This is a genomic window from Streptomyces sp. CCM_MD2014 (assembly GCF_000772045.1).
Taxonomy (GTDB): domain Bacteria; phylum Actinomycetota; class Actinomycetes; order Streptomycetales; family Streptomycetaceae; genus Streptomyces; species Streptomyces salinarius.
In genome coordinates, this window is sequence record NZ_CP009754.1 from 4,270,544 (window position 1) to 4,283,194 (window position 12,651).

Sequence of the window (12,651 nt, forward strand, 5' to 3'; positions counted from 1 at the left end):
CCAGGTGACTTCACCACAATCGGGGTAATCAACTCAATGAACACCATTTCCGGCAGCCGCCTGCGCAGGGCCCTCGCCGTCGCCCTGACCGGCGGCGCCGTCCTGACCACCGGAGCCCTCGCCACCGCACCCGCACAGGCAGCCGCGGCCGAGCGCGTTCCCGCCCCCGCCGCAGCCGTGCGGGCACCCACCGCGCCCTCGATCGCCGCCAAGGGCGGCTTCGTGATGAACAACGCGACCGGCAAGGCGCTCTACACCAAGGCCGCAGACACCAAGCGTTCCACCGGTTCCACGACCAAGATCATGACCGCCAAGGTCGTGCTCGCCCAGCCGAAGCTGAACCTGGACGCCAAGGTGACGATCCAGATGGCCTACAGCGACTACATCGTGTCGAAGAACGCCTCCTCAGCCCGCCTGATCGTCGGCGACAAGGTGACGGTCCGCCAGCTGCTGTACGGGCTGATGCTGCCCTCCGGCTGCGACGCCGCCTACGCACTGGCCGACAAGTTCGGCTCGGGCAAGACGCGGGCGGCGCGCGTGAAGTCGTTCATCGGCAAGATGAACGCCACCGCCAAGAGCCTCGGCCTGAAGAACACGCACTTCGACTCGTTCGACGGCATCGGCAACGGCAAGAACTACTCCACGCCGCGCGACCTCACGAAACTCGCGAGCAGCGCCATGAAGAACTCGACCTTCCGCACCATCGTCAAGACGAAGAAGTACACGGCGAGGACGACGACCAAGAAGGGCGGCACCCGCACGATGGCGCCCTGGACCAACACCAACACGCTGCTGGGCAGTTACAGCGGCGCGATCGGCGTCAAGACCGGGTCGGGGCCTGAGGCCAAGTACTGCCTGGTCTTCGCCGCGACCCGGAAGGGCAAGACCGTGATCGGCACGGTGCTGGCGTCCTCGTCGTCGACGCAGCGCGCCAAGGACGCCGCGAAGCTCATGGACTACGGATTCAAGAAGTAGACCTGACGCCACACCACCACCGGGGCCCGTCGCCGACGCGACGGGCCCCTCTCGCTGTCCGGCTCCCCAGGCCATGATGACACTTATGGTGATAGTGTCATTAGCACCATGCTGCTGAGTCTGGACAAGACCGACACCCGGCCCCTGCACGAACAGGTCGCCGGCGCCCTCCGGCGCGCCATCGCCGAGGGGGAGTGCGCCCCGGGGGACCGCCTGCCCTCGGCCCGCGACCTCTCCGACGCCCTGGACATCAACGTCAACACCGCGCTGCGCGCCCTGCGCGGCCTGCGGGACGAGGGCCTGCTGGAGTTCCGCCGGGGCCGGGGGGTGACCGTGGCCGAGGGCGCCCGGCCGCACTCCGAGCTGCAGATCCGGGCGCGGGAGCTGCTCGACGAGGCGGCGCGGCTGGGCTACAGCAGGACCGATGTCATCGACATGATCAGGGGGTTGCCATGAGGGACACGACGGCGGCGCGGCGCACGACGGCCGCGGTCTGGACGGGCGGGGTCACGGCGGTGCTCGCCGGGATGCCGCTCCTGGCGCGCGACAGGCTGCCCGACCGGCTGGCGACCCACTGGGGCCTGAGCGGCGAGGCCCCCGACGGCTCGATGCCCCTGTGGGCGGCGTCCCTGGTTCCCGCGCTGATCTGGCTGGTGACGGCGGCCGCGGTCACCGTCCCGCTGATGCGGGCGGGTCCGGCGGCCCGGCCGTGGCCCACCGTGACCCTGCTCCCCATGGGCATCGTCCTCACCGGCGCGCAGGCCGCGGTCGTCCGGGCCAACCTGGACCGCGCGGACTGGCACGAGGCCCGGCAGCCCACCGCCTGGGTCGTCGCGATCCTCGTCGCGGCCGTGCTCTCCGGAGTGGCCGGCTGGCTGCTCGTCACCCGGCTGCGCGCCACCCCGGACGACGCCACGGCGCCCGACGGGGGCGCCCCCGCGCTGGACATCCCGAAGGGCCGGCGCATGGTCTGGTTCTCCCGCACCGCCAACCCCTGGCTCCAACTGCTGGCGGCCGCGATCGGCCTGGTCGCGGTGGGCGCGCTCGTCGCCCTGGTCGGCGGCCTGGCCGAGCCGGGCGGCCTGTGGGCGCTGTTCGCCGGATGCGCCGCCGGTTCCCTCGCCTGCGCCGTCTTCTCCTCGGTCCAGGCCCGCGTCTCGGAACGGGGCCTGGAGGTCTCCTTCGGCCCCCTCGGCTGGCCCGGCCGCCGCTGGGCACCCGGGGACATCGACACGGCGCGGATGGAGGTCCGCCGGCCCTCCCAGGTCGGCGGCTGGGGCTACCGCCTCAGCGGTCTCGGCACCACGGTGATGCTGCGCGCCGGCGAGTGCCTGGTCATCCGCCCCCGCGGCCGCCGCAGCGACTTCGCCGTGAGCATCGACGACGCCGAGCGGGGAGCGGCCCTGCTCAACGCCCTGCGCACGAACCGAACCGGAGGCTGAGCGCAGGGGCCTGGGCCTTGGGCCTGGGCCTTGGGCCTGGCTTTGGGCTTTGGGCCTTGGGCTTTGGGCTTTGGGCCTGCAGGCGCCATACACGCCCGCGTCGGCCGCTGCAGCCCTTTCGGTGATCTTCGCTCGCAGTCGTGAACATCATCGATCTGGCTGGCATATGCCCTCGAAGCCGCCCTACGTTCCGCGACGGAGGTGGTTCAGATGAACGAACCCAGCAAACGACGGAACTCCGGCGCGCGGCACGAGGCGATCGACGCCGGCGACTTCGTGTACGCGGCCACCGGCGCCCGGGTGCGCCGGCTGACGATGCCGGACGGAAGCCACTGGTTTCCGGCGGTGGACGTGTGCAAGGAGTTGGGATACACGACGACCCGAAAGGCGCTCACCGATCACGTCCCGGAGGAGCATCGAGACAATCTCGAGACTGTGACTGGAAGTCACAGTCTCAGCATTCCCGCAGGCAGGACATGGCGACGAGACTTGCAACTCATCGATCTGCAAGGTCTCATCCTCCTCGTCAACGCCTGCACCAAACCGGCCTGCGCCCCCTTCAAGCAGTGGGTCGCCGAAGTCATCGAGACCGTGCAGCGCGAGGGCTCGTACTCGCTGGACGAGGCCGAAGTGCAGCCCGCCGCACCCGGCGCCCCCGTCGCCTACGCCATGCCGGACCAGGTGGCCGACGCGATCGTCCGGCTGGAGGCGCACAACCTCCGGCTGGACGAGCAGCTGGCCGAGGGGCAGCGCACGTCGATCGCTTTGCAGAGGGAGATGCTCTCCACGCAGCAGGCGACCCTCGCCGCCCAACAGGCCACCCTCGCCGTGCAGCAGGCCATGGTGCACGCCCTGGAGCGCATCGCGGACCGGTTCGACACCCTGGTGCTCCACCAAGGGGCGCCCCGCCCGCACCTCGCCCCGGTACCGACCACGGAGTCCGTGCTGGCCGACTGGCGGCAGCGGTTGTCCGTGACGGAGGACGTGTGGACGGTCGCCCTGGTCGTCGCACCCGTGCTCGTCGAGAAGGGTGAGCTGCGGGAGCCGCTGGAGTCGATCGCCGCCCGTACGGGGCTCTCCGTGCGGCGGGTCAACGAGTGCCTGCGGCTGCTGCGCACCCACGCCTGCATCCGCTCGCGGGGCGGGGCCGAGGGCGGGGCCCCGGTGTACGTGCTGCACCAGGGCTGAGACCGGTACGGCAGAAGGGGCGTCGCAACTCCAACTTGCGGCGCCCCTCCGTCATGAACCTACCCGGCTCGTGCCCCTCATGCCCAGCTGATCAACCGCTTCGGCTGCTCCAGAACCGCCGCCACGTCGGCGAGGACCTTGGAGCCCAGCTCGCCGTCGACCAGGCGGTGGTCGAAGCTCAGGGCGAGGGTGGTCACCTGGCGCGGCTTCACCTTGCCCTTGTGGACCCACGGCTGGAGCTTGATCGCGCCGACCGCGAGGATCGCGGACTCGCCGGGGTTGAGAATCGGCGTGCCGGTGTCGACGCCGAAGACGCCGACGTTGGTGATGGTCACCGTGCCGCCCTGCATGGCGGCCGGGGAGGTCTTGCCCTCCCGGGCCGTCGAGACCAGCTCGCCCAGGGAGCCCGCCAGCTGCGGCAGGGTCTGGGCGTGGGCGTCCTTGATGTTCGGGACGATCAGGCCGCGCGGGGTGGCGGCGGCGATGCCCAGGTTGACGTAGTGCTTGACCACGATCTCCTGGGCGGCCTCGTCCCAGGACGCGTTGATGTCCGGGTTGCGCTTGATCGCGACCAGCAGGGCCTTGGCGATCAGGAGCAGCGGGTTCACTCGCAGGCCCGCGTACTCCTTGTCCTGCTTCAGCTCCTCGACCAGCTTCATCGTGCGCGTCACGTCGACCGTCACGAACTCCGTGACGTGCGGCGCCGTGAACGCCGAGCCGACCATCGCCGCCGCCGTCGCCTTGCGCACGCCCTTGACCGGGACACGGGTCTCGCGCGTCGTGTCGTACGACGCCGGTGCCGCCGTCGGGGACGGGGCGGGCGCGACGGCCGCGGGGGCCGCCTGCGGCTCCGGTGCCGCGGACTCGGCCGCCACCGCCGCGTGGACGTCCTCGCGGGTGATGATGCCGTCCGGACCGGACGGGACCACGGTCGCCAGATCGACGCCGAGGTCCTTGGCGAGCTTGCGCACCGGGGGCTTGGCCAGCGGGCGCCCGCCGGTGACCGGCGCGGCCGGGGCCGCCGGTGCGGCAGGGGCGGGAGCAGGGGCGGCCGGTCCGTGGCCGTTCATCTCCGCCTGGATCGCCGCCGACGCCTCCCCGGCGGCGGCCGGGGGCTGGGCGCCCTTGCGGGGGCGGCGCTTGGTCGAGGACGTGGAGACCCCGTACCCGACCAGGACCGGCTGGCGGCCCTCCGGCTTGGGCTCCTCCGCCTCGGCGGCGGCCGGGGTGTCCGCCACCGCCTCCTGCACCGGCTCCGCCGCGGCGGCCGCACCGTCGCCGACGGCCACCGCGATGATCGACGTACCGACGTCGACCGTGGTGCCCTCGGGGAAGTGCAGCTCGCGCACCACCCCGTCGTAGGGGATGGGCAGTTCGACGGCGGCCTTGGCCGTCTCGACCTCGCACACCACCTGGCCGTCGGTGACCGTGTCACCGGGCTGGACGTACCACTTGAGGATCTCGGCCTCGGTGAGCCCCTCGCCCACGTCGGGCATCTTGAACTCACGCACGGAGCTGTCCGTCATCGTCGTCACGCTCCCCTCCTCAGTACGCCAGCGAGCGGTCGACGGCATCCAGCACCCGGTCCAGGTCGGGCAGGTACTCCTCCTCCAGACGCGCCGGCGGGTACGGGGCGTGGTAGCCGCCGACCCTGAGCACCGGGGCCTCCAGGTGGTAGAAGCAGCGCTCCGTGATCCGGGCGGCGATCTCCGCGCCCGAGCCCAGGAACACGGGCGCCTCGTGGACCACGACCAGACGGCGGGTCTTCTCCACCGACGCCTGGACCGTGTCGAAGTCGACCGGCGAGATCGACCGCAGGTCGACGACCTCGAGGGAGCGGCCCTCCTCGGCGGCCGCGTCGGCGACCTCCCGGCAGAGCTTCACCATCGGGCCGTACGCCGCCAGCGTCAGGTCGGTGCCCTCGCGCACCACGCGCGCGGCGTGCAGCGGGCCGGGGATGGCCTCCCGGTCGACCTCGGCCTTGTCCCAGTAGCGGCGCTTCGGCTCGAAGTAGATCACCGGGTCGTCGCTCTGGATGGCCTGCTGCATCATCCAGTACGCGTCCGCCGCGTTGGACGGGCTGACCACCTTCAGGCCCGCCACGTGCGCGAACAGGGCCTCGGGGGACTCGGAGTGGTGCTCGACCGCGCCGATGCCGCCGCCGTAGGGGATGCGGATGACGACCGGCATCTTGACCTTGCCCAGCGAGCGGGCGTGCATCTTGGCCAGCTGCGTGACGATCTGGTCGTAGGCCGGGAAGACGAAGCCGTCGAACTGGATCTCCACCACCGGCCGGTACCCGCGCAGGGCCAGGCCGATCGCGGTGCCGACGATGCCGGACTCGGCGAGCGGGGTGTCGATGACCCGGTCCTCGCCGAAGTCCTTCTGCAGGCCGTCGGTGACCCGGAAGACACCGCCGAGCTTGCCGACGTCCTCGCCCATGATCAGGACCTTGGGGTCCGACTCCAGTGCGCGGCGCAGCGACTCGTTGATCGCCTTGGCCAGCGCCATCTTTTCCGCTGCCATGTCAGACCCCCTCTGCTTCCGCGAACGACGCCTGGTAGGCGGCGAACTGCGCCCGCTCCTCGTCCACGAGCGCGTGCCCGTCCGCGTACACGTTCTCGAAGATGGCGAACCGGTCCGGGTCCGGCATGGCACGGACCACTTCGCGCACTCGTTTGCCCAACGTCTCGCTCTCCGCCTCCAGTTCCGCGAAGAATCCCTCGTCCGCGTGGTGTGCGGACTCCAGGAAGCGGCGCAGGCGCAGGATCGGGTCCTTCGCCTCCCAGGCGGCGCGCTCGTCGTCGTGCCGGTAGCGGGAGGGGTCGTCCGAGGTGGTGTGGGCGCCCATGCGGTACGTGAACGCCTCGATCAGCGCCGGTCCCTCACCGCGCCGCGCCCGGTCCAGGGCCCAGCGGGTGACCGCGAGGGAGGCGAGGACGTCGTTGCCGTCGACGCGGACGCCGGGGAAGCCGAAGCCCTGGGCGCGCTGGTAGAGCGGCACCCGGGTCTGCTTCTCGTTGGACTCGGAGATCGCCCACTGGTTGTTCTGGCAGAAGAACACCACGGGGGCGTTGTAGACGGCGGCGAAGTTGAACGCCTCGCTGACGTCGCCCTGGCTGGAGGCGCCGTCGCCGAAGTACGCGATCACGCCCGAGTCGGCGCCGTCCTTGGCCACGCCCATCGCGTAGCCCGTGGCGTGCAGCGCCTGGGAGCCGATGACGATCGTGTACAGGTGGAAGTTGTTGCCGTTGGGGTCCCAGCCGCCGTTGTTCACGCCGCGGAACATGCCCAGGAGGTTGGTCGGGTCGACGCCGCGGCACCAGGCGACGCCGTGCTCGCGGTAGGTCGGGAAGACGTAGTCGTCCTCGCGGGTGGCCCGGCCGGAGCCGATCTGGGCGGCCTCCTGGCCGAGCAGGGAGGCCCACAGGCCCAGCTCGCCCTGGCGCTGCAGGGCGGTGGCCTCGGCGTCGAAGCGCCGGGTGAGCACCATGTCGCGGTACAGGCCGCGCAGCTCGTCGGGGGTGATGTCGGCGACGTACGAGGCGTACTCGGCGTGAGCGGCGTCCTCGACGCGCTCGCCCTCGGGCGTCAGCAGCTGCACCAGCTCCGGCTCGGAGCCCTTCTTGGCAGCGGTACGGGTGGTGCTGGTGGTGCGAGTGGTGCGCTTGCCGGTGCCGGCCTTGCCGGCGGTCGTACCGGCCGCCTTGGTGCCGGTGGTGCCGGCCGCCTTGCTTCCGGCGCTGCGTCGCGGCTTGCGCGCGGCAGTGCTCTCGGTCACGTGTGCTCCTCCGTCGGTCCGGCCCCCGGGTTCGCCGGAAGCCAGTGCGGCTCACCTGCGGCCCGGCGGACGCACAAGGGTGGGTGCGGCCCGATCGGGAACAGGCGTGACAGGTGCCCCGGCGAGCGCCCTGCGAACAGCACGTTACCCAGTGCTCCACATTTCTGTGAAACCCCTCCTGACCTGCGTTTTTACTCGGATTTCCAAGTAAATCGGCGTAGGACGGAAGTTTTACTGGTCACAGCCTTGCAGGGGGCCGGAACAACGGCACGTTATCCCGGCCACCCCGGGCACGGGAAGAGTCGGTGTGTGACACTGACCGCGTGCGCGAAGACGGAAAAATCCGGGTATTCCTCCTCGACGACCACGAGGTGGTCCGGCGCGGGGTGCACGATCTGCTCGCCGGCGAGGCCGACATCGAGGTGGTGGGCGAGGCCGGCACGGCCGCCGAGGCGCAGGCCCGGGTCACGGCCACCCGTCCGGACGTCGCCGTACTGGACGTACGGCTGCCGGACGGCAGCGGCGTGGAGGTCTGCCGCGACATCCGCTCCCGGGACGAGTCCGTCCGCTGCCTGATGCTGACCTCCTTCGCCGACGACGAGGCCCTCTTCGACGCGATCATGGCGGGCGCCTCCGGCTACGTCCTCAAGGACATCCGCGGCGCGGAGCTGCTCGGCGCCGTGCGGGACGTGGCGGCCGGGAAGTCCCTGCTCGACCCGGTGGCCACCGCGCGCGTGCTGGAACGGCTGCGCGACGGCGGGGCCAAGCCCGACGACCGGCTGGCCCACCTCACCGACCAGGAGCGCCGCATCCTGGAGCTGATCGGCGAGGGACTGACCAACCGCGCGATCGGCGAGCGGCTGCACCTGGCGGAGAAGACGATCAAGAACTACGTGTCGAGCCTGCTGGGCAAGCTCGGCATGCAGCGGCGCTCTCAGGCGGCCGCCTTCGTGGCCCGCCTGGAGGCCGAGAACCGCTGACGGGGCGGGGTCCGCCACCGTTCCTTGCGTGCTTACTCGGGACTTACGTCCCTTCCTGCCGGGGCGGGCGACTCTGTTCCCGCGCCCGCCGCTCCCGCACAGTGAGTCCATGCCCTCCGACGAACAGCTCGCCGTCGGCCTGCTCGGCCGTACCGCCTACGGCCGGGCGGCCACCACCATGCGCGCCCTGCCCTTCCTCGCCCTCGCGCGCCACATCGTGGCCGACGGCCGGGTCCTGCTGCGCATGCCCAGGAGCTGGGGGTACCACCAGGTGTGCGCCGGGAGCGTCGTCGCGTACGGGGCGGACAACCTGACCTCCGCGCGGCCCGGCGAGAGCCTGTGGACCGTGCAGGTCGTGGGGCACTGCGAGGCCCACGTGCCGAGCGCCGCCGAGCTGGAGCGGTTCGGCGCCGCGCCGAGCCGGGTGGACGGCGAGCCGTTCGAGCCCGCCTACCTGCGCGTCGACCCGCAGTTCGGCACGGTGCACTTCACGGACGGGGTCGCGGGGCCCGCGTAGGCGAACGCAACGCGCGCGTGCAGCCCGTCTCCGGGCCGCACGCGCGCGTGGAAGGTGTGAGACGGGTCAGCCCGTGCCGCCCTCGGAACCCCCGGGAGCGCCGGTCGCGCCGCCCGTCGGCTGATCGCCGCCGCCCGTCTGGTCACCGCCGCCCGGCGTCTCACCGCCACCGCCGCCGGGGGTCTCACCGTCACCGCCGCCGGGGGTCTCACCGCCGCCCGACGGCTCGCCGTCACCAGGCGTCTCACCGCCACCGGTCGGGTCGCCGGTCGGGTCTCCCGTCTCGGGCCGCGAAGGCTCGTACGACGGCGTGTACGGCCGGTCCCAGTCCCCGTCGCCGTTGCCGCCCCCGCCCGAGCCCTGCTCGGAGCCCGGGTCGGTGGTCTCCTGGGTCTGCTCGTCGCTGGGCGACGAACTGGGCGTCTCCTCGCTGCTGCTCTGCGACGTGCTCGCCGACGGGCTCTTGTCCGTCTCGGTGCCGCCCTTGCCGCCGTCGCCGTTGTTGAGGGCCAGCGCGACGCCGGCCGCGATGGCGATCACCGCGAGGACGGCCAGTATCCACAGCTTGCCGCGGCCGCTGCCCTTGTTGCCGTGGCCCTCGAAGCCGCCGTCGTCGCCCCCGCCGTAGCCGTTCGGCAGGATCGGCTGGGGGATCTGCTGGGTGCCCGACGCACCGTGGTGGTCGGGGTGCGGCATCACCGTCGTGCCCGCGAGGCTGGCCGCGGGGGTGTGCCGGCCGTCGTGCGCGGCGACCGGGCCGGTGTTCCAGGTGCCGGTGTGGCCGCCCTGCTCGTACAGCATCTGCAGGCCGTACTGGACCAGGCCGCGCATCTCCTCGGCGGTCTGGAAGCGGTCGTCGGGCTCCTTGGCCAGCGAGCGCATCACCAGGCCGTCCAGCTCCGGCGGGGTGGCGTCGGAGACCTCGGACGGTGGCGTCGGAATGTCCTGCACGTGCTGGTAGACCACCGACAGCGGCGTCTCGCCGGTGAACGGCGGGCGCAGCGCGAGGAGTTCGTAGAGGAGGCAGCCGGTCGCGTACAGGTCGGAGCGGTGGTCGACGGCCTTGCCGAGGGCCTGCTCGGGGGAGAGGTACTGGGGAGTGCCCATGACCATGCCGGTCTGGGTCATCGTCGACTGCGCGCCGTGCAGGGCGCGCGCGATGCCGAAGTCCATCACCTTCACCGCGCCCGCGTTGGTGATGATGACGTTGGCGGGCTTGATGTCGCGGTGCACGATGCCGTGCTGGTGGGAGTAGGCGAGCGCCTCGAGGACACCGGAGACGATGATCAGCGCCTGCTCGGGGCCGGGCGCCTCGGCGTTGAGGAGGAGGTCGCGGATGGTGCGGCCCTCGACGATCTCCATCACGATGTACGGCACGGACTGGCCGCCGACGACGTCCTCGCCCGAGTCGTACACGGCCACGATGGCATGGTGGTTGAGGCCTGCCACCGACTGTGCCTCGCGCGTGAAGCGCGCCTTGGAGACCGGGTCCTCGGCGAGGTCCGCGCGCAGCAGCTTGACCGCCACGGTGCGGCCCAGACGGACGTCCTCGGCTGCGAACACCTCGGCCATGCCGCCCCGCCCGAGCCTGCGGGTCAGCCGGTACCGGCCGTCGCCGACCAGGCCGCCGTTGCCCCAGTTCTCCGGCGCGTCAGACATACCGCCGCCAGATGCCTCGGGTTCGGACGGGCCCTGGGCGCGCTGCTGCTGTGCCATCAGTCCTCGCCGTCGTTTCTGCCCGCGGTACGCGCGGTGTTGTTACGGTCTCCGTCGGCCACGCTACAGCCTTCGCGGGGGCCTCCGGTCCGGGATGGGGCGCCGGGACCGGACATGAGACGGACCGGTCATGAAACCCTGGTTCCGTACTCTCGTGCAAATTCCGTGTACCGGCAGTACGCCGGCTGTAACGCTTCCGCGACGCTTCTTTCGCGTACGGTCACGGAACGGGCACCGCGCTTGACGTGTCGGTGCCCTGGGGCAGACTTGGCCGGGAATAGCACTTTCGATCACAAGCGCGCGTGCCGCTGCCACCGGCGCCCGCCGCCAATGGGGGACGCAGAGACATGAGCCAGGACGCCGGACAGGGACGGTACGCGGGGCGGGCACTCGCCGGCGGCCGTTACCAGCTGCGCGACTTGCTCGGCGAGGGCGGCATGGCCTCCGTGCACCTGGCGTACGACTCGGTGCTCGACCGTCAGGTCGCGATCAAGACGCTGCACACCGAGCTCGGCCGCGAACAGGCCTTCCGCGAACGCTTCCGCCGCGAGGCGCAGGCCGTGGCGAAGCTCACGCACACCAATATCGTCTCGGTCTTCGACACCGGCGAGGACGAGCTGAACGGCCTGACGACTCCCTACATCGTCATGGAGTACGTCGAGGGCCGGCCGCTGGGCTCCGTGCTCGACGAGGACGTGCGGCAGCAGGGCGCGATGCCCGCCGACAAGGCGCTGAAGATCACCGCGGACGTGCTGGCCGCGCTGGAGATCAGCCACGAGATGGGCCTGGTCCACCGGGACATCAAGCCGGGCAACGTGATGATGACCAAGCGCGGCGTGGTCAAGGTGATGGACTTCGGCATCGCCCGTGCCATGCAGTCCGGCGTGACCTCGATGACGCAGACCGGCATGGTCGTCGGCACCCCGCAATACCTGTCGCCGGAGCAGGCGCTCGGCCGAGGCGTCGACGCCCGCTCCGACCTGTACTCGGTCGGCATCATGCTGTTCCAACTCGTCACCGGGCGCCTGCCGTTCGACGCCGACTCGCCGCTCGCGATCGCGTACGCGCACGTGCAGGAGGAGCCGGTGGCCCCGTCCACCGTCAACCGCGCCCTGCCCCCGGCGGTGGACGCGCTGGTCGCCCGGGCGCTGAAGAAGAACCCCAACGAACGCTTCCCCAGCGCCGAGGCCATGCGCGACGAGTGCCTGCGGGTGGCGTCCTCCTTCCAGGCGGCCCCGCCGAGCATCGTGCCCGGCGCCCAGACGTCGAACGGCGCGGGTGTCGGCTCCGCGGTCTTCCCGCCGGTCGACCAGAGCACCCCGGCGCCCACGGGCCCCGTGCAGACGCCGTACCAGCCGACGCCGGCCCCCGGCCCCAACCCGTACGGCACCCCGGCCCCGGCGGCGCACTCGCCGGCGTACGGCTATCCGCAGCAGGGCGGCTACCAGACGCCCGCCCCCTCGCCGTACGGGCAGCAGCAGGGCGCGTCCACGCCGCCGCCGTACAACCTGACGCCGTCCACCGCGGGCTCCGGCTCCTCCGGCGGGGGCAAGGGCAACAAGCCGGTGATCATCGGCTCGGTCGTGGTCGCCCTGGTGGCCGTCGGCGGGCTGATCGCCGCGCTGCTGATGAACGGCGGCGGGGACGAGGACCCGGAGGCGGGCGGCGGCGGATCGGCGAGCGTGTCCGCGGCGCCGACGAAGGCGGCGGGCTACCGCGGGCCGGACAAGACGAAGACGATCGAAGCGGACGAGTGCACCGAGCCGGAGGAGTCGTACAACGACCCGGACAAGATCAAGGTGCCGGACTTCACGTTCAAGTACATCGGCTCGGTCAAGGAGTGCTTCAACGCCGCGGGCTGGCAGATGAAGGTCGTCGAGGTCGACGAGAACACGTACGGCGAGGGCTCGGTCCGGGACCAGTTCCCCGTCGCCGGCACGGACGTCGACCCGGAGAACATGCCGACGATCCAGCTCAAGGTGTCGACGGGCAACCCGGCCGGCGAGTGAGCCCCGAGCCCGTGACGGGCGGCTGACGAGACATGGGGAAGGG

11 protein-coding genes are annotated in these 12,651 nt (G+C 71.6%); 7 read left to right on the top strand and 4 right to left on the bottom strand.

Going from position 1 to position 12,651, the window contains the following annotated elements; translation table 11 throughout:
• Positions 1 to 36 precede the first annotated feature (36 nt).
• The 4 genes from NI25_RS18775 (at position 37) to NI25_RS18790 (ending at position 3,605) form a co-directional block, all read left to right on the top strand.
• Positions 37 to 975, top strand: coding sequence for a D-alanyl-D-alanine carboxypeptidase family protein (locus tag NI25_RS18775; RefSeq protein ID WP_061443547.1), 939 nt, complete (start codon positions 37 to 39; stop codon positions 973 to 975).
• A gap of 108 nt (positions 976 to 1,083) precedes the next feature.
• The gene (locus NI25_RS18780; RefSeq protein WP_061443548.1) at positions 1,084 to 1,431 is read left to right on the top strand and encodes a GntR family transcriptional regulator; all 348 of its coding nucleotides are present in this window, start codon (positions 1,084 to 1,086) and stop codon (positions 1,429 to 1,431) included.
• Positions 1,428 to 2,417: a DUF1648 domain-containing protein gene (locus tag NI25_RS18785; RefSeq protein ID WP_061443549.1), complete on the top strand. Its 990-nt coding sequence runs from the start codon at positions 1,428 to 1,430 to the stop codon at positions 2,415 to 2,417. The genes NI25_RS18780 and NI25_RS18785 overlap by 4 nt, the downstream gene beginning before the upstream one ends.
• A 210-nt stretch (positions 2,418 to 2,627) precedes the next feature.
• Complete coding sequence (locus NI25_RS18790; protein ID WP_061443550.1) at positions 2,628 to 3,605, top strand: Bro-N domain-containing protein; 978 nt, start codon at positions 2,628 to 2,630, stop codon at positions 3,603 to 3,605.
• A gap of 77 nt (positions 3,606 to 3,682) precedes the next feature.
• Here NI25_RS18790 and NI25_RS18795 read toward each other — a convergent pair whose 3' ends face one another.
• From NI25_RS18795 to pdhA, 3 genes are read right to left on the bottom strand one after another with little or no spacing between them, the layout of a single operon-like run.
• Positions 3,683 to 5,140, bottom strand: coding sequence for a dihydrolipoamide acetyltransferase family protein (locus NI25_RS18795; protein ID WP_061443551.1), 1,458 nt, complete (start codon positions 5,138 to 5,140; stop codon positions 3,683 to 3,685).
• Between the two features lie 10 nt (positions 5,141 to 5,150).
• On the bottom strand, positions 5,151 to 6,131 hold the full coding sequence (locus NI25_RS18800) for an alpha-ketoacid dehydrogenase subunit beta (protein ID WP_061443552.1): 981 nt from the start codon (positions 6,129 to 6,131) through the stop codon (positions 5,151 to 5,153).
• 1 nt (position 6,132) lies between these two features.
• Complete coding sequence (pdhA, locus tag NI25_RS18805; protein WP_061443553.1) at positions 6,133 to 7,386, bottom strand: pyruvate dehydrogenase (acetyl-transferring) E1 component subunit alpha; 1,254 nt, start codon at positions 7,384 to 7,386, stop codon at positions 6,133 to 6,135.
• 323 nt (positions 7,387 to 7,709) lie between these two features.
• On the opposite strand from pdhA, the gene NI25_RS18810 reads away from it, so the two are divergent.
• Complete coding sequence (locus NI25_RS18810) at positions 7,710 to 8,366, top strand: response regulator (protein WP_061443554.1); 657 nt, start codon at positions 7,710 to 7,712, stop codon at positions 8,364 to 8,366.
• A 109-nt stretch (positions 8,367 to 8,475) separates the two neighbouring features.
• The gene (locus NI25_RS18815) at positions 8,476 to 8,883 is read left to right on the top strand and encodes a hypothetical protein (RefSeq protein WP_061443555.1); all 408 of its coding nucleotides are present in this window, start codon (positions 8,476 to 8,478) and stop codon (positions 8,881 to 8,883) included.
• A gap of 66 nt (positions 8,884 to 8,949) precedes the next feature.
• Here NI25_RS18815 and NI25_RS18820 read toward each other — a convergent pair whose 3' ends face one another.
• Entirely contained in the window at positions 8,950 to 10,599 is a 1,650-nt protein-coding gene (locus NI25_RS18820; RefSeq protein ID WP_061443556.1) for a protein kinase domain-containing protein, read from the bottom strand.
• Between the two features lie 347 nt (positions 10,600 to 10,946).
• On the opposite strand from NI25_RS18820, the gene NI25_RS18825 reads away from it, so the two are divergent.
• Positions 10,947 to 12,608, top strand: coding sequence for a protein kinase domain-containing protein (locus tag NI25_RS18825; RefSeq protein ID WP_061443557.1), 1,662 nt, complete (start codon positions 10,947 to 10,949; stop codon positions 12,606 to 12,608).
• Positions 12,609 to 12,651: the final 43 nt, after the last annotated feature.

Coding starts and splice junctions, on each gene's coding strand:
- NI25_RS18815 (WP_061443555.1), top strand. CDS start 8,476: ATGCCCTCCGACGAACAGCTCGCCGTCGGCCTGCTCGGCCGTACCGCC.
- NI25_RS18780 (WP_061443548.1), top strand. CDS start 1,084: ATGCTGCTGAGTCTGGACAAGACCGACACCCGGCCCCTGCACGAACAG.
- NI25_RS18790 (WP_061443550.1), top strand. CDS start 2,628: ATGAACGAACCCAGCAAACGACGGAACTCCGGCGCGCGGCACGAGGCG.
- NI25_RS18800 (WP_061443552.1), bottom strand. CDS start 6,131: ATGGCAGCGGAAAAGATGGCGCTGGCCAAGGCGATCAACGAGTCGCTG.
- NI25_RS18820 (WP_061443556.1), bottom strand. CDS start 10,599: ATGGCACAGCAGCAGCGCGCCCAGGGCCCGTCCGAACCCGAGGCATCT.
- NI25_RS18825 (WP_061443557.1), top strand. CDS start 10,947: ATGAGCCAGGACGCCGGACAGGGACGGTACGCGGGGCGGGCACTCGCC.
- NI25_RS18775 (WP_061443547.1), top strand. CDS start 37: ATGAACACCATTTCCGGCAGCCGCCTGCGCAGGGCCCTCGCCGTCGCC.
- NI25_RS18785 (WP_061443549.1), top strand. CDS start 1,428: ATGAGGGACACGACGGCGGCGCGGCGCACGACGGCCGCGGTCTGGACG.